Annotated in this window: 18 protein-coding genes; 13 read left to right on the plus strand and 5 right to left on the minus strand. The window is 50.9% G+C overall.

Going from position 1 to position 20,487, the window contains the following annotated elements; translation table 11 throughout:
* The first annotated feature begins 5 nt into the window (after nt 1-5).
* The 4 genes from queA (at nt 6) to JFN88_RS17255 (ending at nt 3,731) form a co-directional block, all read left to right on the plus strand.
* Complete coding sequence (gene queA, locus JFN88_RS17240) at nt 6-1,052, plus strand: tRNA preQ1(34) S-adenosylmethionine ribosyltransferase-isomerase QueA (protein WP_199020546.1); 1,047 nt, start codon at nt 6-8, stop codon at nt 1,050-1,052.
* 21 nt (nt 1,053-1,073) lie between these two features.
* Nucleotides 1,074-2,207: a tRNA guanosine(34) transglycosylase Tgt gene (tgt, locus tag JFN88_RS17245; RefSeq protein WP_199020547.1), complete on the plus strand. Its 1,134-nt coding sequence runs from the start codon at nt 1,074-1,076 to the stop codon at nt 2,205-2,207.
* Between the two features lie 15 nt (nt 2,208-2,222).
* Nucleotides 2,223-2,531 carry a preprotein translocase subunit YajC gene (gene yajC / locus JFN88_RS17250; RefSeq protein ID WP_199020548.1) on the plus strand — a complete coding sequence of 103 codons (309 nt, stop codon included), beginning with the start codon at nt 2,223-2,225 and terminating at the stop codon, nt 2,529-2,531.
* Between the two features lie 324 nt (nt 2,532-2,855).
* Entirely contained in the window at nt 2,856-3,731 is an 876-nt protein-coding gene (locus JFN88_RS17255; protein ID WP_199020549.1) for an alpha/beta fold hydrolase, read from the plus strand.
* Nucleotides 3,732-3,788: 57 nt separating this feature from the next.
* Here JFN88_RS17255 and JFN88_RS17260 read toward each other — a convergent pair whose 3' ends face one another.
* Nucleotides 3,789-4,661 carry a phosphatase PAP2 family protein gene (locus JFN88_RS17260; RefSeq protein WP_199020550.1) on the minus strand — a complete coding sequence of 291 codons (873 nt, stop codon included), beginning with the start codon at nt 4,659-4,661 and terminating at the stop codon, nt 3,789-3,791.
* A 177-nt stretch (nt 4,662-4,838) separates the two neighbouring features.
* Complete coding sequence (locus JFN88_RS17265; RefSeq protein WP_233167990.1) at nt 4,839-5,234, minus strand: TIGR04086 family membrane protein; 396 nt, start codon at nt 5,232-5,234, stop codon at nt 4,839-4,841.
* Between the two features lie 168 nt (nt 5,235-5,402).
* On the opposite strand from JFN88_RS17265, the gene JFN88_RS17270 reads away from it, so the two are divergent.
* A complete protein-coding gene (locus JFN88_RS17270; RefSeq protein ID WP_199020551.1) occupies nt 5,403-6,098 on the plus strand; it encodes a DUF421 domain-containing protein in 696 nt (231 codons plus the stop codon).
* Nucleotides 6,099-6,112: 14 nt separating this feature from the next.
* Here the strand turns inward: JFN88_RS17270 and spoVB are convergent, their stop codons facing one another.
* The gene (gene spoVB, locus JFN88_RS17275) at nt 6,113-7,672 is read right to left on the minus strand and encodes a stage V sporulation protein B (RefSeq protein ID WP_199020552.1); all 1,560 of its coding nucleotides are present in this window, start codon (nt 7,670-7,672) and stop codon (nt 6,113-6,115) included.
* Nucleotides 7,673-7,837: 165 nt separating this feature from the next.
* On the opposite strand from spoVB, the gene JFN88_RS17280 reads away from it, so the two are divergent.
* From JFN88_RS17280 to recJ, 5 genes are all read left to right on the plus strand, one after another.
* Entirely contained in the window at nt 7,838-8,092 is a 255-nt protein-coding gene (locus JFN88_RS17280; protein ID WP_199020553.1) for a post-transcriptional regulator, read from the plus strand.
* 83 nt (nt 8,093-8,175) lie between these two features.
* Nucleotides 8,176-9,441, plus strand: a complete 1,266-nt coding sequence (gene secD, locus JFN88_RS17285) for a protein translocase subunit SecD (protein ID WP_199020554.1) — start codon at nt 8,176-8,178, stop codon at nt 9,439-9,441.
* Nucleotides 9,431-10,339, plus strand: a complete 909-nt coding sequence (gene secF / locus JFN88_RS17290; protein ID WP_199020555.1) for a protein translocase subunit SecF — start codon at nt 9,431-9,433, stop codon at nt 10,337-10,339. The genes secD and secF overlap by 11 nt, the downstream gene beginning before the upstream one ends.
* Before the next feature lie 21 nt (nt 10,340-10,360).
* Nucleotides 10,361-11,263 carry a cation diffusion facilitator family transporter gene (locus JFN88_RS17295; RefSeq protein ID WP_199020556.1) on the plus strand — a complete coding sequence of 301 codons (903 nt, stop codon included), beginning with the start codon at nt 10,361-10,363 and terminating at the stop codon, nt 11,261-11,263.
* A 90-nt stretch (nt 11,264-11,353) separates the two neighbouring features.
* A complete protein-coding gene (gene recJ / locus JFN88_RS17300) occupies nt 11,354-13,753 on the plus strand; it encodes a single-stranded-DNA-specific exonuclease RecJ (RefSeq protein WP_199020557.1) in 2,400 nt (799 codons plus the stop codon).
* A gap of 139 nt (nt 13,754-13,892) precedes the next feature.
* Here recJ and JFN88_RS17305 read toward each other — a convergent pair whose 3' ends face one another.
* A complete protein-coding gene (locus JFN88_RS17305; RefSeq protein WP_199020558.1) occupies nt 13,893-15,674 on the minus strand; it encodes an IucA/IucC family protein in 1,782 nt (593 codons plus the stop codon).
* Between the two features lie 24 nt (nt 15,675-15,698).
* Nucleotides 15,699-16,931: an MFS transporter gene (locus JFN88_RS17310; protein ID WP_199020559.1), complete on the minus strand. Its 1,233-nt coding sequence runs from the start codon at nt 16,929-16,931 to the stop codon at nt 15,699-15,701.
* Nucleotides 16,932-17,159: 228 nt separating this feature from the next.
* Here JFN88_RS17310 and sbnA point away from each other — a divergent pair, with 228 nt between their 5' ends.
* The 3 genes from sbnA to JFN88_RS17325 are packed head-to-tail and all read left to right on the plus strand — an operon-like array spanning nt 17,160 to nt 20,446.
* On the plus strand, nt 17,160-18,152 hold the full coding sequence (sbnA, locus tag JFN88_RS17315; RefSeq protein WP_233167993.1) for a 2,3-diaminopropionate biosynthesis protein SbnA: 993 nt from the start codon (nt 17,160-17,162) through the stop codon (nt 18,150-18,152).
* 48 nt (nt 18,153-18,200) lie between these two features.
* On the plus strand, nt 18,201-19,214 hold the full coding sequence (sbnB, locus tag JFN88_RS17320; RefSeq protein WP_199020560.1) for a 2,3-diaminopropionate biosynthesis protein SbnB: 1,014 nt from the start codon (nt 18,201-18,203) through the stop codon (nt 19,212-19,214).
* A complete protein-coding gene (locus tag JFN88_RS17325; protein WP_199020561.1) occupies nt 19,205-20,446 on the plus strand; it encodes a type III PLP-dependent enzyme in 1,242 nt (413 codons plus the stop codon). The genes sbnB and JFN88_RS17325 overlap by 10 nt, the downstream gene beginning before the upstream one ends.
* Nucleotides 20,447-20,487 lie beyond the last annotated feature (41 nt).

A 20,487-nucleotide genomic window follows, 5' to 3' on the forward strand; every position in this document is an offset into this window, starting at 1 on the left:
TAAAGATGAATGTGGATTGGTTTGATTTTGAGCTTCCGGAGCAACTGATTGCGCAGACTCCGCTGGCAGAACGTTCAGCTTCGAGGCTGATGGTTCTGAACCGGGAGACGGGAGAGGTAGAACACCGGCAATTCACCGATTTGGCTGATTATTTACAGCCTGGAGACACACTGGTATTGAATGATACGAAGGTGCTGCCGGCTCGCCTGATGGGGGTAAAGCCCGATACAGGAGCGCGAATCGAGCTTCTGCTGCTCAAACAGCTTGAAGGGAACCGCTGGGAGACGCTCGCCAAGCCGGCGAAGAGGCTGAAAGTTGGCGCGAAGCTGGCGTTTGGCGACCGTGGAGACGGCGCGCCGCTGCTGGAAGCAACGGTTGAAGCAGAAGGGGATATGGGAGCGCGTATTGTAACTTTTGAGTATGAGGGTATTTTTACAGAGCTTTTGGATCAGCTTGGGGAAATGCCGCTGCCGCCTTATATCCATGAAAGGCTGGAGGATAAGGGGCGTTATCAGACGGTCTATGCCAAACAGCAAGGCTCTGCGGCAGCACCGACAGCTGGCCTGCATTTTACGGAAGCGTTTTTGCAGCAGTTGCAGCGCAAAGGCGTCAGGCTTGCTTATATAACGCTTCACGTAGGACTGGGTACGTTCCGTCCAATGTCAGCAGATCAGATAGAGGATCATGTCATGCATTCGGAATATTTCGAACTGGATGAGGCCAATGCCCGGCTGATTCGTGAAACCAAACAGAACGGCGGTCGTATTATAGCCGTTGGAACGACCTCCGCACGCACATTGGAGACAGTAGCGGGGCGGTTTGCCGACCTGGAGCTTGAAGCGTGCAGCGGTTGGACCGATATTTTTATTTACCCGGGCTATGGATTCAAGCTGGTCGATGCGTTGGTGACGAATTTTCACCTCCCGAAGTCGACGCTGGTCATGCTGGTGAGCGCACTGGCTGGGCGGGATTATGTCATGCAAGCCTACGCTGAAGCGGTTCGTGAAAAATACCGGTTTTTCAGCTTTGGCGATGCCATGTTTATTTTATGAACAGGATTGGAAGAGTGAACTGTGACGATAACATATGAATTAATAAAAACTTGCAAGCAGTCCGGAGCCCGCTTGGGCCGTCTGCATACACCGCATGGCGTCATTGAAACGCCGGCTTTCATGCCGGTAGGGACGCAGGCAACTGTGAAAACAATGAGTCCTGAGGAATTAAAAGCGATGGACGCACATATTGTTTTAGGAAATACTTACCATTTGTTTTTGCGCCCGGGACATGAGCTGATTGAGCGAGCGGGGGGACTGCATAAATTTATGAACTGGGACCGTCCGATCCTGACGGATAGCGGCGGATTTCAAGTTTTTTCCTTGAGCAATATGCGCAAAATTACCGAAGAAGGCGTAGAATTCCGGTCCCATTTAAACGGAGACAAGCTGTTTATTTCACCGGAGAAAGCTATGGAAATTCAAAATGCGCTTGGGTCGGATATTATGATGGCCTTTGACGAATGCCCACCTCATCCTGCTGAGCACAGTTATGTCAAGCAGTCGCTGGAGCGGACAACGCGCTGGGCCGAGCGCTGCCTGAAATCACACCGCAATTCAGATCGCCAGGCGCTGTTTGCCATCGTTCAAGGCGGCATGTACGAAGATTTGCGCAAGCAAAGCGCAATGGATTTGACTTCCATGGATTTCCCGGGGTATGCTATTGGAGGGCTAAGTGTCGGGGAGCCAAAACCGCTCATGTACGAGGTTTTGGATTACACCGTTCCATTGTTGCCGGCTGCCAAGCCGCGCTATCTGATGGGAGTCGGTTCACCCGATGCGTTGCTGGAAGGTTCGATTCGCGGAATTGATATGTTCGACTGTGTGCTGCCTACGCGGATTGCCCGCAATGGGACAACGATGACAAGCGGCGGCAGGCTGGTTGTCCGGAATGCCAAGTATGCTGAGGATTTTGGTCCGCTTGATCCTCAGTGCGACTGTTATACGTGCAAAAATTACTCCAGAGCTTACATACGTCATTTACTTAGGGCAAATGAAACGTTTGGTATTCGTTTGACGACATACCACAACCTGCATTTTTTGCTTCAGCTCATGAGGGACGTGCGACAGGCAATAGCCGAGGACAGACTGCTAGATTTTCGCGACCAGTTTTTTGCCCAGTACGGCCTTTTTGATAATGAGAAAGGATTCTAGAGAGGGGGGAATACGATGTGGTTAGCAGCTGATGCAGCAGGACAAGGAAGCGGCATTTGGGGAATGCTCTTGCCATTCATCCTTATGTTTGCAGTGTTTTACTTCCTGTTGATTCGCCCGCAGCAAAAAAAGCAAAAGTCACGCAATTTTATGTTGAACCAGCTCAAGAAAGGCGACAAAGTTGTCACGATCGGCGGTTTGCATGGCACGATTCAAGAAATTACAGACGATATCGTCGTTCTGCGTGTAAATGATGCAACGAAATTGACATTCGATCGCAGTTCGATTAACAATGTTTCACAAACCTCGGCAGCTTCTGAGTAAGGAAGTTGCGAATGAAACGGTCAGGCTCAATAGCCTGGCCGTTTTTTTAAAATTTATAAACGTTCTTTTTTAAAGGCTCAACTTAAAAATGAGTGGTTGACATCGAGGAGAGCAGCGAAGGGACAGAGGAATTCTGGAGAAACGGACGTGGTCGCCTTTAGAGCCCAATTCCCCCTGCAAACCTCTATTAAATGCAGGAATCGGGCTTTAACAGCGATCGGAAGAATCCTCTGCCACGCAGCGTTCTGCACTTGCTCCCTTATATTCTGCTGACTCTGTGGGAAAGCTGTTGGTGAATGAATAAGCAGCAAGGGAGCGAGGGTAATGCAACTGGAAAATATTAACGGAACTGTGCTTCATTACTCGGTCAAAGGGGAAGGCATCCCGATTATTTTTGTTCATCCCCCGCTTCTTACAGGAGCAAATTTCCGGTATCAGCAGGTGCAGCTTTCGGATGAATTCAAGGTCGTTACCTTTGATATCCGGGGCCACGGACAAAGCGGAAGGTCGCTGGTGCCGATTTCGTATCGCCTTATCGCTGAAGATATCAAGCAGCTTATGGATCGGCTTGGCCTTGAGAAGGCCTATATTTGCGGTTACTCTACAGGGGGGACTGTCGTGCTGCAGACGCTTCTTGCCTATCCTGAACGTTTTGCCGGTGCGATTCTGGCAAGCGCTATGTCTGAGGCCAGCGACTGGGTGCTTCGCTCGCGAATCAAGATTGCCGCCCAATTGTCTCGATGGGGGGCTGCTATGAAGGTATTAATGCTCGGGATTACATGGGGCAATGCAGACCAGCGTCAAACTTTCCGCAATCTCTTCCGGGAAGCCAGGAGAGGAAATCGAACTAATATCCACCAATATTATCGCTACAGTCTGGCTTACAGCTGCACGGAGCAACTGAAAGATATTAAAAATCCAGTATTGCTGCTATACGGAAAAAAAGACTGGGGTTTCAAACGTTACCTAAGGATATTGGAGAATAATCTGCCCAACAATGATGTACTGGTATTTAAAGGGGAGAGTCATCAGCTTCCGACCAAGGCGGCTGATGGGATGAATGCAATGATCCGCCGCTGGATTCGCAGTATCGAATATCGTAATGAAACTTCGTATTCACAAACGAATGAATTTACCTATGATTATGAGAAAGAACAACAGTTTTATTCTCATAATGCGGATGCTGAGCGTCTGCAATAAAACAAACGGGATAAGCAGGCGTTATCGGTTTCATCTGCTTATCCCGTTTGTTTTTGTTTAGACTTCGGGCGACCGTTTGGTATCGTAAGCAGGTTGTTTGACCAGCTTCGATGTTGCCTTTGAATCCGCCAGCGTATTGCGGCTTGCTGTATAGGCGCTTAATTTAAGACCAGCGGCAGAAGCCAACAATCCAAGCACTGTTCCCGCCAACATATCGCTTAGCCAATGGATGCCCATATAAAAGATTGCGAATATAATCAGAACAGCGCTAATGCCGGTAAACCAGGCCCAGCGTTTGTTTCCCGATCGTATGGCGAGCACGGCCAACGTCACCGAAATCGACGTATGGAGGCTGGGAAAACAATTATCCAATCCGGACAATGCTCGATACTGGGTTTCAAAAGACGGGAAAACATCCAGCATAATAAAGCGGACACTGGTGTCATAAGACCACACCTCATTCACCGGAAAGAACAGATAGAACGGGATGGCAACCAAGTAGTTGATCATGATAGCGTAGCAGGTTGCATAGAACATCCGGTATCTGCCTTCAAATGAGTAAATGCCCAGCGATGAGAGCAATAGGGACTGAAACACAACGATATACATAAAACCCAAAATGACGGTGAGAACAGGATTCTCGAACAGAGACTGCACCCCTGCGACAAAGCCCTTCTCAAAAGAATAAATGACGCCGGTGAAATCATAATTGTATGTCATTCTTTGCTCAATCTTCATTTCAACACTGTTCAGAAACAATATGAATACGACCATTGCAACGTGGAGCAGATACATTCTGGACGTAACCAGCTGCCGAACAAAAGAATAAGCAACTCGAATTGGATTGCTGAAGGTGCCCAATGCGAGCAAAGCAACTACAGCAAGGAATGTGTACAAAGACACAGAACCCATTGAATGAAATAAAACCATCTCTGTACTCCCCCCTTAAAAGCGAGCCGAAAAGCAGTAGCAATTGACAGTATAGCATAAGGGAGAGTGTGATTTCAGCTTTTCATTCAATATTTAAGCAAGATAATATTGTTCCATGGGTATTTCTGGGTCCTTGTGCAAGCCGCCGCCGTTCCTTCCAAAAACGTGTTATACGCTTTACGATTGTCTGGTGTTTACTCCGGTCATTCCCCCAATCGCCCCGGCAAGCAGGCCAAGGGCAAGGACAGATGCATTATGGCTGTTCAATGACTGATCAAGAGACAGAAAGCCGATTAGCAGTACAATCAGTCCGTAAGCCAGACCAGTTAGTCCTCCATGATACCAGCCTCGTCTCGTGGAGCGTCTCCCTGCGACAATGCCTCCCAACAGGCTGCAAAATCCGTGAATCACATAAGCATAATTAGGCAGTGATGACTCCTGCAAGGAGCTAAAAAACAACAGAAGCGATAAAATCAATGTCCCGATGCCTAGCCAAATAAACGCATAAATCAAACCGGACAAAAGGGGGGAAGCAATGTGAAAGCGGGCAATTTTTTTTACGGAATTCATCATTCAACTCTCCTTTTCAGCTTTGCTATCAGAATATGGTCAAGCTCGGGGAAATAGTACCGCTTGGGTCTGTTTCCAATTTTTCAATTATATCAAGTTTGTATGTTGTGGTTTTGCAGCGGCAAAACTATCCACACGTCGATGAATATAACGGTAAGGGGGGCTGCCGTGATGGAATACATGGTGATTATACTGCGCACCATTCTGATCTATTTTGTCGTATATGCGGTGCTTCGCTTGATGGGCAAGCGGGAAATTGGCAAGCTAACCGTTTTTGACTTGGTCATTTCAATCATGATAGCGGAGATTGCCGTTATTGTTATTGAGGATACAAAGAGGCCTTTGGCAGAAGAATTATTGCCGATCGCAGTGTTAATGATCCTTCAGATCGGAATCGCCTGGATGATTATGAAAAGCAGGAAAATGCGGCTTCTGTTCGACGGCAAGCCGAGCATTCTGATTGAAAACGGGAAACTGAACCGTGATGAAATGAAAAAGCAGCGCTACAATTTCGATGATTTGCTGGTGCAGCTTCGGGAGAAGGACATGGTACGTCTGGCAGACGTGGAATTCGCAATTCTGGAAACCAGCGGCAAGCTGTCTGTGATTAAGAAAGAGCAGGGGCAGTACCTCGCCAAAACGGATTTTCAGTTTCCTCCAAACTACCGGTTTGAAGATTTGCCGGTACCGTTAATCATGGACGGAGAAGTGCAGGAGGAAAATTTGCAAAAATTGAATCGGAGCTGGTTTTGGCTGAAAAATGAATTAAAAAAGCATCAGGTTGCGGATACGAAATCGGTCTTTCTTTGCACGATTGACCATAAAGGGCGTTTGTATGTGGACACGGGAGGCCAGAGGCTCCGCTAGGCGTAGCCTGTTTATCAGCCAAGCCACCGTCTAATTAAAGGAAGGCGAGACAGGTCATCCCGGTTCACAATGCCTGTTATGGCCATCAGCAGCAAGTAGACGAGGGCGCCGGCGCCGCAGGCGGCCAGCACATTTTGCCATTCCCGGGTCAACCATTCAATCTGCAGTGTCCACTTGAGACTTGCTCCCATAATAACCATAGCTGCTCCGACCTTGATGAAATCAAGCAGCTTCATATGGAAGCCGGTCAATCTGCGGACACTAATGTAATGAAGCAGCGTGACCAATACTGTATTGACGTTAATTGCAATGAGAGCGCCGTAAATGCCGAAACTGGGATTGGAAGCGAGCTGAACAATGAGAATGATTTTGACTGCTGCCCCGATAAACGTGTTCAAAAGCGCAGTGCCGGGTTTCTCCAGCGCCTGCAGAGCTGCCTGCAGCGGAGCTTGCATATAAATAAAAATGGCAATCGGAGCCATTAACTGAAGCATGGGCGCAATGTCCGCATGATGGTACAAAATCCGGACAATAGGCTCGGCGAGCAGCGCCATGATGACGACGAACGGCGCTCCGCAAACAAGCGATAGCCGCATGGATTGATGCAGCCGCTTGTGAATGGTCAGCCGATCTCCCTTAGCCGCAGCTTCTGACAGAGACGGAATCAAGGACACGCTGAGCGAGTAGGTGAGGGCGGTGGGCAGCAATACAATTGGAATAATCATCCCTTGAAGCGCACCATACTGTGCGGTAGCAATGCCGGTTGCAATACCTGCCAGCGCCAGGCTCCTGGCAGTCAGAATCGATTCCAGCAGATAAGACAGGGAGCCTACCATTTTACTCAGCGTAACCGGAACGGAAAGTCCGAGCAGTCGACCCAGCACAGGCTTGGCCGTTTCGGGTTTGGACACGGAATCTCCGAAAGCCGCAATCTCCTCTTTCTTCTTGTCCCTTGCGAACTGGATCAACAACACGAACAGGCCAAACAATTCTCCTACGACGACACCGAGCATGGCGCCTGCGGCCGCCCACTCTACCCCCCACGGCAGCATGATCTTGGCAAACAGCAGCACAAATACAATTCGGAATATGGTTTCGACAGTTTGGGAAAGCGCAGTAGGAACCATATTTTGCTTGCCCTGGTAGTAACCGCGGTATACTGCGGAAACGGCTGTAATGAGCAGCATCGGCGTCATGACGATAAAGGTGTAGTAAACTCTGGAGTCGGTAAGGATATGGGTCGTAATCCACGAAGCAAGGAGCAGGGACAGTCCCGTGAAAAGTATGGCCAAAGAACTTGTTAAAGCAAGGGCGGTCCTGAAAATCTGCTTGACCCGAACCGTATCTCCCTGTGACTGAGCCTCTGCCGTCCATTTGGCAATTGCAATCGGAATTCCGCCTGTAATGATCGTAATCATTACAATCAGAAAGGGATAGCCAAGCTGATACAGTCCGACACCTTCGGCCCCGATAATCCGGGGCAGTGCAATGCGCGGAATGAAACCGAGAAGACGATTTAGTATGCCTGCTGCCAATAAAATCATGGCCCCTTTAATAAACGTTTGCTTGGTCACATTGCTTCCCTCGTCTTTCTGCAGAAGGTTGTTCGTTCTTGTACAACATATGCAACGCATGTCCGCTTCCATGTCAAATCAGGAATGATTTTCTGCAAGCAGGAGTTTTGACATAGCGTGGCGAATTGAGTAAGCATCAACATGCGCAGGAGGTTAATCTAACGTATGGAGGAGCGTGCATTGACAGAGGAGGAACTACAGGGCTGGATTGAGACGCTGTGTGAGAGCAAGGCGGAGGAATTTCATCTGGTCGGCTATGAGCACGTGACGGCAGAACAGATTTGGGAATGTGTCAGCAATAAGTATCATAAGCATGGACAGCCTGCGCTACATCAGATCGTGAATGATATTTTGTCGCTCAAGGTAACGGCGTTTATGAATTTTATGACACTTAACGCTTTCCGCGGGACCCACTTTTAGAGAAACGGGTTCTTTTTTTTGACTCGTTTTTCTCGCATCGCTATAATAGGACTATTGAGAACATAAGGGGGATTTAGGGCGTTATGAAAAGAATACTTGCATTAGTGCTGATCATCGTCGTTACGCTGGGTGTAATCGCGGTGACCAGCCCGTCTTTAGTTCAGCAAGTAAAGCTCGGACTGGACCTCAAGGGCGGATTTGAAATTCTGTATGAAGCCGAGCCGCTTGTCGAGGGCGGGAAGATTACCCAGGATGCTTTGCGTGAAACTGCGAGAAGTCTGGAACAGCGCGCCAACAGCACCGGTGTGGCTGAGCCGGAAATTACACCGGAAGGCACAAACCGGATTCGTGTTAAAATTGCTGGCGTAACGGATGAGGCTGTCGTTCGTGATATTCTCAAGAAGCCGGCTGAGCTGACCTTCCGCAGTATGCGAGGATGCGAACAAAACAACGACTATTGTAAGGTAGAACTTGTTGGCAGCGACTTTAAGCAGAACGGGGCAACCATCTACCAGAATCAGCTCGGCGGTTGGGAAATTTCGATTTCCTTAAATAGTGCGAGCAAGTTCGCAGAAGTAACGCGCGAAATTTCCAAGCTTCCTGAAGGAAGAAATTTGCTGGCGATTTATTTGGATGAGACTGTATTGTCCGCGCCTCGGGTAACATTCGAAATTAACGACACGAAAGCTTCCATAACAGGGAACTACACGCGTGAAGAAGCGAAGAAGGTTGCCGATACGATCAACCTTGGCGCTCTCCCGCTGAAGCTTACGGAGAAGTATACACAGAGCGTTGGCGCGACACTCGGTCAGCTTTCTCTGGAGCAGACGGTATTTGCCGGAACGCTGGGAACAATTCTTGTACTGCTGTTCATGCTTGTTTTCTATCGTTTGCCTGGTCTCGTATCCAGCATCTCCCTGATTACGTATATCTGGCTGCTGCTGCTTGGCTTTAACCTGATGGGAGCGACCCTTACCTTGCCTGGTATTGCCGCCTTTATTCTCGGGATCGGCATGGCGGTTGATGCCAACATTATTACATTCGAACGGATCAAGGAAGAGATGCGCAGCGGCAAGAGCTTACTGTCTTCTTTGAAAGCCGGGTCCAAAAACTCTTTCCGGACGATTATGGATGCCAACTTGACAACCATTATTGCCGGTGCAGTACTGTTCTTTATCGGGACAGGCTCCGTCAAGGGCTTTGCGGTCATTCTGATTATGAGCATTATCGTAAGTATTATTACGAACGTCGCTTACTCCAGATTGCTTCTCCACTTGTTGATCCGCAGCGGTCTAGTGACTAAACCTGGCTTTTTCGGCGTGAAGGAGAGTGATATTCGTGCGTTATAGTTCAAAATTCGACTTTATTAAAAGCAGCAAATACTTTATTTACTTCTCCATTCTTATCACGGTGCTCGGTATCGGTTCATTGATCTTTGTCGGCTTTAACTATGGCGTTGACTTTCGTGCAGGCTCCAACGTGGATATCGTGCTGTCCAAGCCGGTAGCTAAGGATGAGATCGATAAGCTCCTCGCTGAGAAAAATGCCGGTCATTATACACTGACAGCAGGCGCAGACCGGGCATCGATCCGATTTGATGATATTTTGACGGATGTGCAAGAGAAAGAATTAAAGGCCAGCATTACAGAGAAGCTGGACCCGAACGCATCGATGGAAATCAATACGGTGGACGTGCAAATGGCCCGAGAGCTTCAATTCAACGCACTGTTGGCGCTTTCGCTCGCGAGCCTCGGGATTTTGATTTATATCAGCTTCCGCTTTGAATGGCGCTTTGCCCTTGCGGCGATAATTGCCCTCGTGCATGACGCGTTCATTGTTATCAGCGTCTTTTCGATTTTCCGGCTGGAAGTCAACCTGACCTTTATCGTTGCGGTGCTGACCATTATCGGTTACTCAATCAACGATACGATTGTAATTTTTGACCGGATCAGAGAAAATTTGCGTTTTGCCAAAATCAAGTCTCCTGCTGATCTGGCTGCCCTCGTCAACCGGAGTATCTGGGAAACGCTGACGCGCTCCATCAATACCGTTGTAACGGTTATTTTCGGCGCATTGGCCTTGTATATTTTCGGAAGCGAATCGATTCGCTTGTTCTCCCTTGCAATTCTGATTGGACTTGTTGCGGGAGCTTATTCTTCAATCTTTATTGCGAGCCCGATCTGGCTTGCGTTGCGTAGCAAAGCGAAGCCAAAATCGGCGCAAAAAACGCCAGCGACAACTTCTTAAGGATCTTAAGGGGGGCGTCTCATGGGAAACAAACGGCATGATACGGCGGAGAAAACAGCGAGCGGCGGTTTGCTGGGCAATGCAGCGTTGGCTTTGATCAAGGCGCTCGTTGGCGGGACGTCCGGCAGTGCGGCATTGCTCGCCGATGCGGTCCGCAGCGCTACAGAAGCAGCTCTAAGCTCCGCAGCGCTGCTGGGGCTCCGCAGAAGAAGCCGCAGCGCTTCAGCAGGCCGGATGCCGGGCTTGCGCAAGGCTGAGCTTGCGGCAAGCCTGATTGTAACCGTCGTGCTGCTTGTCGTAGGTCTTGAGCTGGCTATATCTTCTTTCCGCCTTATGGTGAACGGAGTTGATCACGCGCCCCATTGGTCGGCATTGGCTGTAGCCACAGGAGCCTTGTTTGTGAAGTGGTGGGTGCTGCGAATCAGGGAAGGCCGCCTCGAACTGTTGGCCTCGCTGCTTACGTTGCTGGGTATCGGAGCTTCGCTGACAGGGGAGTTGGCTGGAATTCCGCTCCTTTATTATCTGGACCCCGCTGCCGGCTTTCTTGTAGCGTTAATTGTTATAGTCTGCGGTTACCGTCTTATTGCCGGCGAGGTTGCTCCGGTCCTTGGAGGAGAGGCGCATCAGGAGGATACGCAGGAATTTATGCAGTTCATTCAGCGTATTGAAGGCGTCATTACGATTGAGGAACTGAACGCCCGAGAGCATGGGCATTATGTCCGTCTGGAGATGCGCATTAGCGTAAATCCCCGCATATCGGTGTTTGAAGGACAGGAAATTGCCAAGCGGGTCAAGGAACTCGTCATGAAGCGGTTTATTCATATTTCCGAAGTTGCGGTATCTGTCGACCCTTACGATCCGGGCTATCCTTACAAATCGAATTATGATCCGAACCAGGAGCATGTGCCAACGTTGCTCCAATAGCGGTCGCAAGCTACAGGCGGTTGTACTCTCAGTAAAGCGCAATCTGAGGGTACAGCCGCTTTGTTCTTTAGAAACGGAGGGAGTAGTGGAATGATTCGTCCAAAGACGAGATGGATACTAGAAACGGATAATTATGAGCTGGTGCAGTCGGCGCAGCATTTGGCCGCGGAGCTTGGCTTGCCGCCGCTAATGGCGCGGCTTCTCGTTCAGCGAGGCGTGACCAGCCTGGAGCAGGCAAAGTCTTTTTTGTACGGTGGGGTAGAGGAGCTTCATGATCCATTCCTGTTAAAGGGAATGGATGCGGCGATAAAGCGGATTCGCCTGGCACAGGACCGGGGCGAGAACATTCGTATCTTCGGCGATTACGATGCTGATGGCATTTCCGGCACTTCATTGATGATTCATCTCTTTCACAAGCTCGGGTTGAACTTTGATTATTACATTCCCCACCGTCAACTGGAAGGGTACGGACTGAACAATCAGGCTATTGAGAAGGCTGCGGAGGCGGGAGTGTCTCTGATTGTAACGGTCGATACTGGCATAAGTGCTGTGGAACAAATCGCTTATGCCCGATCCTTACATATTGATGTCGTTGTAACTGACCACCACGAGCCTCCTGAGACCCTGCCTGACGCGGTTGCAATTATCAATCCCAAGCAGGTGGATTGTCCATATCCGTTCAAGGGGCTTGCCGGAGCTGGAGTTGCCTTCAAGCTCGGGCAGGCGCTGCTCGGAAGGCCGCCGCTTGAGTGGGCAGAGATTGCAACAATCGGCACCATTGCCGACCTGATGCCCTTGACGGGGGAGAACCGTTGCCTCGTTAGAGAGGGGTTGAAGCAAATGGCGGCAACTTCTAACACGGGCATTCGGGCGCTCGCCGAGGTAGCAGACATTGAGCTGGCGAATGTGAATTCGACCCAGGTCGCATTTGGCATGGCTCCGCGGATTAATGCAAGCGGGCGGCTCGCTCATGCGGATCTGGCTGTTCAGTTGCTGACAACGGAAAATGCGGAAGAGGCGCTCGCGGCGGCAGTCCGGCTGGATGCGCTGAATAAGGAGCGCCAGCAGATGGTGGAGGGAATAATACAGGAGGCCGAGCAGCAGCTTGAAGAAAGGGCGGCAGCAGGCGAAATGCCGGAACGCCCGACTGTCACTGTTGCTGCCAAAGAAGGCTGGAACGTCGGCGTTATTGGTATCGTGGCTTCCAAGCTGATCGAGAAGCAGTATCGACCGGCTCTGGTATTCGGTATTAACCCCGAAACCGGCATTTGCAAGGGCTCGGCCCGCTCCATTGACGGATTCGACCTGTACCGCGCGCTGCGGGAATGCGATGATTTGCTGATGCATTACGGCGGACATCAGGCTGCCGCGGGGATGACCCTGCATCGTGACCAGCTTCCGGAGCTGGAGCGAAGGCTCGGGGTGCTGGCGGATGAATGGCTGACGGCGGATGAATGGCAGCGACGGACGAAGATTGACGGCGAATGCCTGCTGGAAGAAGCCGATTTGTCAACCATTGCGCAGCTTGAACTGTTGGAGCCGTTTGGCGTCGGCAATCCGAAGCCGCGGATGCTGCTGCGAGAGGTTGTGGTTGAGGAAGCCCGTGCGATGGGCAAGGAAGGACGGCATCTGCGGCTCACGCTCCAGCAACAGGGCAAGCGTCTGGAGGCTGTTGGCTTCGGTGAAGGTGCGATTGCCGGCCGGCTTGGAGCCGGCGCTGTAGCGGATGTAATCGGAGAATTGTCGGTCAATGAATGGAACGGCAGCCGCAAGCCGCAGTTGATGCTTTCAGACTTAAAAGTTGAGCAGATTCAACTGTTTGATTACCGTAATGATCGTTACCCCGAAGAGACGCTCGAACGTTTGCTTAAGGATCGCAGCCGCCAGCTATCCGCAGAGGACACCATTATCGTTCTGTTGCGGGAAGGCCAGGCATTTGCCGAGTCGGCAGCCGCTGCCGAGCAAGCTGTTCCACAGCAGGGGCCGCGCATCGTATTCAAGGATTATCAGACGTTCAGTGCGCCTGAATACTGCCGGGAGCTGATTTTGTTTCATTGTCCGCCTTCTGCCGCAGAATTGGCGGACACGATCGGATATTGCCGGGAGCTTGGAGCAGTAACTGCTCTGTACAGCATTGACAGAAGACATCGGGCCGGTTTCCCGGAGCGCGAGCATTTCGGGAAAGTATATCAGCTTCTGAGACAGATGTCCGTGGAAGAGCTGAATGATACGGAGCTTCCCGCGCGGCTGAGCGTTCGCATCGGCTGGGCGACCGACATCGTGGCATTGATGCTTGGTGTATTTGAGGAACTGGAATTCATAGCGGTCCGTGAAGGGGGGATAAAGGTCAATCCTGCTCCACGCAAGCGTGAACTCTCGGAGTCCTCCGCGTATCAGGCGGGACAGGAGGCAATTCAAGAGAACCGCCTGCTGTTTGCAGCAGCTGCTGATTTATCTGCCTGGATTAACAAACAGATCAAATCTGTCTAAATCCGGGGGAAGTAAACCTACAGGGTTGCCCGAAGTCATGGTTTTGACTTCAGTGGCAACCCACAGCGATCGGAACAATCCTCTGTCACGTAGCGTTCCCTCCCACAGAGGTGAACCACTAATTTTGGTTTTGAGCCATTTATAAAGTCAGGGCCGCATGTTTAATCGGGTTCGGGATATCGACATATAAAGGTTTTTCCCCGCGCTTGTGAAAGCGGCTGAGCAGATTGGCTTTGGCCGGAAGCGTGTCTGATTCCAGCAAATCATTCAGAACTATTGATAAATAGGCATGTTCTGCTTGCACTATCATCTGCTGCAGCGTCTTGCGGACGGCGAGCCAGAAAGACTGCTCCTCATGTCCGCTGCAGATTGCCAGCCGCTGAATCAAATGACTGAGATGATTGACAAAGAAATAATATTTTAAGCGCTTCCGCGCTTCCGCTTCACTGTACAGCACCGGGCTATCCTCATCTACGAGCGTGCCGATCCAGCCGTTGGTCCGGGCTAAATCCAGGTTGACGCTAATGCCTTCCAGGTCCCGGATATAAAAGACGGACGGCATTCCCCCCTCCAACCCCAGCATTGAGTTTTGCACATGGGCTTCCAGGCTGATTCCTTTCCCAGTGAACAAGTCAAGTACAGGCTTCAAGGCAATATCCAAATACTTCTGAAACCATAGCAACCAGTCGGGCTGTGCCCCATTCATGCTTTCCAGCACGGCGCGGAACAGGAAAGGCTTGCTTCCGCCCGGAGGAATTTCCAGTAAAGAAGCGATAACGAAAGGGGGCCGGGCAGGGTCAACGCAAGCATTCGGGGCCTCACGCATAATCATGGAAAATCCGGCTGTGACCACATCATTGATCTGCTGATCGGCATCAGGAATGCGCACGGTCCGGTAGCCTTTATCAAGCAGGATGCGGAAGAATGGAGGCAGATGGGATTCTTCGCAGACCCGCTGTACGATTTTTGCAGCATCATGGGTGCGCAGCAACTGCTCCATATTGTTCTCGCGTATGAAGTTCGTGATCCGAATATGAAGTGAAAGCTTGTAAAAACAGTTGTCTTCCGCATTCCATACAGTGCGCACCGAGGAGGTTGGGTAAACAACGGGACCTGTAGCGCCAAGGTCGATCAAGATTTGATTGCGAAGCAGCTCCTGTATGGGAGAAAGGGACAGTAAATAATTCGCTTGCCACGGGTGACAAGGTAGGAGCGCGTAATGATCCAGCTGATGTGCAAGTTTGTTTTGGGCTGCTTGTCTTATAGCTTCGGGAATCCAGGGCGCATCATGCCCAGCCGAATCAGGCGAAAGCCAATCCTCAGCAAGATGTGATCGTGCGATTGCAAAGCCGTGCAGTGCAAATGAAGTCTGATATTCTGGAGAGTATGTCCTTGAATCTTCGGAAGTGAATCCCTCCAGACTTTTCGGAGTCGGATGGAACGGATGGCCTGCGAGCAGCAGTTGCTCGCAAGTGCGAAAGTCCAGGTCAAAGTCCAACTTCTTAAGAAAATGGGAGAAGTAACCCGCCATATGCTGTTGGCTGTTTCTCAGCAGCCGTTCCAGTTCCTCCTTCTTTCGCATTCTCGCGGCCGGGTCAGATTCCGCATGCGAAATCTCCTCTACCAGCATCTCGCTTAGCGCCTCCAAGCTGATATCTTGCCTTTGTCCCCGATGCTCGATATGAAATAAGTCACCGAACATATGATGCCCGCCAGAGGAAACATGGTATAGTACGCCGTATGCGGTGAATCCCGTATGAGGCAATTCAGCTCGAAGCGTATAGCCTGTATGGGACGTGCCGGAGACAGAACGAGATTGTCCGGTCTCGCGAAGATAGGCGTTAAGCAGCCGGGTAAAGCTTTCTTTCAACGCATGAACGGAAGGAGCGGCGTCAAGAAATACCGTTTTCGGATCAGACATAGAATACAGCCTCCTGAAAGTGGATTAATGGACCGGCAGCTTGGTCTTGCGCAGCCGGGTTAAGCCAGGCAGGCGAGCAATCACCAGTGCGGCGATCACCATCACGCCTCCCATGACCAGAAAGACAGTCGACATCCCCAATTGGGCCCCGATGAAGACACCGATGGACGGACCTGATAATTGACCAACCATCAGCAGGCTATTGGTGGCGCCTACTCGAACGCCCCGATTCTCGTCGGACGAGGAACGCAGGACAGACAGCATGACCGTCTGCAGCAAAGCGCTGTAGCAAAAGCCTAGAAGAAAGCGAATGCAAATAAGCCAGACGAGTCCAAATGGCGCGAAGTGCGCGATCAGAAAGACGGAGCAGAGAAGACTGGCAATGATGACGTTGCGCTCCAGCCGCTTATGATCATTTCGCTTCCCCCACCATGGCGCGCCAATCAGCTCCCCAAGCGAGGATATGGCAAGCAGCAGGCCGACAGTTGCCGCGGCGTTGGCGGGAGAGTGTAGCTGCCCGGCAATATAAGGCGCAAATATTGCAAATGTCGAGAAGTCAACAAGCTTGAACAGAATGCCTGCGACAAGGAAACGTCTGACTGCGGATTGATTTAGCAGCTCGACGAAGGTGGGCAAGATGCCTTTTCGTTTGTCATTCGTAGCGAGGGGACGTGCTTTCTTCGTCCCTGTCAAGGCGAAAGCGGCATACAAGGCAAGTATCCCGGTTAAAGCGGCTGTTGTCAGCAGCAGCGAGCGGCTGCCCCACGTATTCACATATAGTCCGCCCAGCAATGGGCCGAGCAGCAGTCCAAGTGCTGAAGCGCGCTCCAGCCGGCCAAGAGCAAGACCCTGTTCCTTGGGACGGGCATGTGTGCCGACGAATGCGCTGCTTGCATCCGATATGCCGCCGAAAGCTCCCTGGCACAGACGGAACAGAAAAAATTGGAATGGCGTTTGGGCTACGGCCATCAGCAGCATGCTCAGCGCAAGGCCCAGCAAAGCCCGTGCAACCATCCATTTGCGGCTCCAACGATCGCCAAGCTTGCCCCATAGAGGGGTACAAATAGCGTATGAGAGAGCAGGGGCTGACAAGGAAAGGCCTGTCCAAAACAGGACCGCCTCAGGGCCCCCGGCCTGAAGCGTCTCCATGTAGTACGGGATGAAGGGGCTGATTCCTGTTAGTCCCAGGCTGGTTAAAAAGCGACCGCTCCACAAAATTCCGGCGTCTCTTTTCCACGTTAAATTTGCATGTTCCACTTCACAACACCTCTTCGAATCCGATGCAGAATGATGACGCCTAAAAGACTATCAAGAATAATTATCATTGTCAATTACCAAAGTGAAAAATTTTGCCATTGAAATTTCTTTATTGACAGGAATAAAAAGGGAACCCATAATAATTTGCGAATGCCGTATTGAAAATGATTATCATTCTAGGCTCATCCTCTGGCATTCATAAATCCCGAAGAAGGCTGGTGTGTTTCTTTGAAAAACAGTGCAGTGCAGGTAAAAGAAACCTATGCGGAGACGGCAAATGGCATTATCGATTGTATCGGACGTACGCCTCTGGTTCGTTTGAATGCTCTTTTTGGACCAGGAGGTCCATCGGTTTATGCCAAGCTGGAACTGATGAATCCTGGCGGGAGCATGAAGGACCGTCCTGCCCGGTACATGATCGAGCAGGGCTTGAAGAGCGGTATTATTTGTCAAGATACACATCTGGTCGAGAGCACATCGGGCAATCTGGGAATTGGTCTTGCCATGGCCGCCAAAAGCTTTGGCTTGAAATTCACATGTGTCGTTGACCCGAAAATTACAGCGACCAACCTGCGCTTGATTTCGTATCTGGGAGCTGCTATTGACATGGTCAGTGTGCCTGATGAGCACGGGAGCTACCTGCAGTCCCGCATTCGCCGGGTCAAGGAACTGGTGGATCAGGATAGCCGTGCCTACTGGATTAATCAATATGCCAATCCGCTCAACTGGCAAGCGCATTATCACGGGGCGGGCAGCGAAATTGTGCAGCAAATGGGCAGTCAAAGTATCGATTATTTGGTCTGCGCTGTCAGCACGACAGGCAGCATACTCGGAATGGCCAGAAGAATTAGAGAAGCGCATCCCCATGTGAAGGTAGTAGCGGTGGATGCAGTAGGTTCTGTCATCTTCGGGACGCCTTCAAGACCCCGGGAACTGCCCGGAATTGGAGCCAACCGTGTACCTGAACTGTTCTCGCCAGATGAGATCGACCGGGTTATCCATGTTGATGACCGCAATTCGGCGGCAGGCTGCCGGTTATTGATTGAGCGCGAAGGTATTTTCGCTGGGGGATCGTCAGGTTCGATCGTGGCAGCTTTGCAGCAGCTTGTGCCGGCACTGCCTCCATCTGCGAATGTTGTCACCGTGTTCCCCGATCGCGGAGAACGGTATCTGGATAGTGTGTATGACGAGAAATGGGTAAATGCGCTGACTGAAGTCTAGGATTGCATCTGTATCCGGCAATAAACCTTTGAACAGGAGTGAAATAATATGAGCAACAGGCATGAAATTTTGTATTTGAGCAAGCAGGACATTATCGAACTGGGTGGAGAACGTTCAGCGCTGTATGTGGAGGCTGTGAGCAAGGCGCTGACAATTCACAGCAAAGGAGATTATTTTCAGCCGCTAAAACCTTATTTGCGAACGGGCGGCAAAGACGGGCATATTGCGGATCGCATTATTGCGATGCCGGCCCATGTGGGCGGTGATATTGCGATAAGCGGACTGAAGTGGATAGGCAGCAAGCATGACAATCCCGCCAGACGGCAGATGGAGCGAGCGAGCGCGCTCATCATCCTGAATGACCCGGCAACCAATTACCCAATTGCGATTATGGAGGGCAGTCTGATCAGCGGTATGCGAACGGCAGCCGTCACCGTTATCGGAGCACGGTATTTGGCCAGAGAAGGGTTTGGCTCTGTATCTGTAATTGGCTGTGGCGTTATCGCCAAAATGCAGATCGTATCGCTGCTTGAGCAATTCGGGTTGGTCCGTACGCTGCACTTGTTTGATTTGAATGCGGCTGCGGCTCGCCAGCTTGCTCAGGAAATCAGACTGCAATTCCCGCATGTTGAAGTGCGGACGGAAGAGACAGCGCAGCAAGCGGTCAGGCAGGCGGAGGTGCTAGTCACTGCTACGGTAGCGGCTGAACCGTATATTCCGTTTGAATGGCTGGCCAAGGGAACATTTGTCAGCAACATTTCGATTATGGATTTGCACAAGGACGTTTTCACCAGAGTGGATAAGGTCGTCGTGGATGACTGGGAGCAATCCAACCGCGAGAAAAAGGTGATCAACCAACTTGTGCTGGAAGGAAAATTTTCCAAAGAACAACTTCATGCCGAACTGGGGCAAGTGTTGGCCGGTGATCGGCCGGGACGGGAAACTGAAGACGAAATCATTGTGCTTAACCCGATGGGAATGGCAGTGGAAGACATTGCGAGCGCCGCATTTTTGTATGAAAAGGCGCTGTCCGCAGGGAGGGGGACACGGCTATGGCTCTAGAGACGGCAGCGAACAGAAAGGAGACCGAGCAAATTATTTCGTTCATCCATGAGCAAAAAAACAAGAAAACCGCTCCGTTTTGTGCCTATTTGCACCACATGCCGGGTTTGCGGGCATCCACGCAGCAGCGTGTTCAATCTTTGCCGGATTTTGCCCGACTGTTTTACGCCGTGAAAGCAAATTCGGAATCTGCCATTTTGCAGGCGCTGGCTCCGATTGTCCATGGCTTTGAGGCAGCATCTTTGGGGGAGATTGAGAAAATCCGCCAGGCTGCTCCAAATAGCAAAATTTTGTTCGGAGGACCCGGAAAAACCGAGGAAGAGCTGGAAGGCGCATTGCGGCATCATGTTCACCTGATTCATGTTGAAAGCGTTCATGAACTAAATAAGCTTCATGACATTGCCAAGCGCCACGGGCAATTGGCGAGTGTGCTGCTGCGTATTAATTTGCGCGGGCCGCTGCCTGCGGCAACGCTCGCAATGGGAGGGCGGCCCACCCAGTTTGGCATCGATGAGACGCAGATCGATCAAGTGATGCAGCATGTGAAGGAGCTTTCTTTCTTGCGGGTAGAAGGATTTCATTTTCACTCGCTATCCAACAATCTGGATGCACGCGAGCATATCAAGCTCGTTCAATATTACATTCGCCTTGCAGGAGAATGGGCCGACAAGTACGATGTGAAGCTGAATTATTTGAACGCAGGCGGCGGTCTTGGTGTGAATTATGCCGACTTGGACAAGCAGTTTAACTGGGATGAATTTATCAACGGGCTGGAGCATGAGGTTCGCAGCGGTATTCGCCCGGGGACGACGCTGCTGTTCGAGTGCGGACGCTACATAACGGCTGCTGCCGGTTATTACGCGACAGAAGTGATGGATATCAAGCAAAATCACGGCAAGCACTACGTTATCGTACGCGGGGGAACCCACCAGTTCCGGCTGCCGTCTTCCTGGCAGCATAGCCATCCGTTTGAAGTGATTGCCGTTGAAGAATGGGACTATCCATATGCTCGCCCTGTGATCGAAGCAGGGAATGTAACGGTAGTCGGGCAGCTTTGTACACCAAAGGACGTACTGGCTCAGGACGTGGCTATCAAGCAGGTGCGCGCAGGAGACATACTCTTGTTTCGGTATGCGGGCGCTTATGGCTGGGCGATCTCGCATCATGATTTTCTAAGCCATCCGCATCCTGCTCACTATTATCTGGAGCCGGCAACGGTTTCTGTGCCCTAACCTGCTGGTCGGAGGCACGCATCACATGCTCAATTTGGAGG

Origin of the sequence: Paenibacillus roseus (genome assembly GCF_016424485.1) — a bacterium.
GTDB lineage: Bacteria > Bacillota > Bacilli > Paenibacillales > Paenibacillaceae > Paenibacillus_D > Paenibacillus_D roseus.

Bases quoted from the DNA above. Each gene is read 5' to 3' on its own strand.
- JFN88_RS17280 (WP_199020553.1), top strand. From the start codon at position 7,838: ATGGAGGAGCGTGCATTGACAGAGGAGGAACTACAGGGCTGGATTGAG.
- JFN88_RS17325 (WP_199020561.1), top strand. From the start codon at position 19,205: ATGGCTCTAGAGACGGCAGCGAACAGAAAGGAGACCGAGCAAATTATT.
- JFN88_RS17295 (WP_199020556.1), top strand. From the start codon at position 10,361: ATGGGAAACAAACGGCATGATACGGCGGAGAAAACAGCGAGCGGCGGT.
- JFN88_RS17305 (WP_199020558.1), bottom strand. From the start codon at position 15,674: ATGTCTGATCCGAAAACGGTATTTCTTGACGCCGCTCCTTCCGTTCAT.
- JFN88_RS17265 (WP_233167990.1), bottom strand. From the start codon at position 5,234: ATGATGAATTCCGTAAAAAAAATTGCCCGCTTTCACATTGCTTCCCCC.
- sbnB (WP_199020560.1), top strand. From the start codon at position 18,201: ATGAGCAACAGGCATGAAATTTTGTATTTGAGCAAGCAGGACATTATC.
- JFN88_RS17260 (WP_199020550.1), bottom strand. From the start codon at position 4,661: ATGGTTTTATTTCATTCAATGGGTTCTGTGTCTTTGTACACATTCCTT.
- JFN88_RS17270 (WP_199020551.1), top strand. From the start codon at position 5,403: ATGGAATACATGGTGATTATACTGCGCACCATTCTGATCTATTTTGTC.
- yajC (WP_199020548.1), top strand. From the start codon at position 2,223: ATGTGGTTAGCAGCTGATGCAGCAGGACAAGGAAGCGGCATTTGGGGA.
- JFN88_RS17255 (WP_199020549.1), top strand. From the start codon at position 2,856: ATGCAACTGGAAAATATTAACGGAACTGTGCTTCATTACTCGGTCAAA.
- secD (WP_199020554.1), top strand. From the start codon at position 8,176: ATGAAAAGAATACTTGCATTAGTGCTGATCATCGTCGTTACGCTGGGT.
- recJ (WP_199020557.1), top strand. From the start codon at position 11,354: ATGATTCGTCCAAAGACGAGATGGATACTAGAAACGGATAATTATGAG.
- queA (WP_199020546.1), top strand. From the start codon at position 6: ATGAATGTGGATTGGTTTGATTTTGAGCTTCCGGAGCAACTGATTGCG.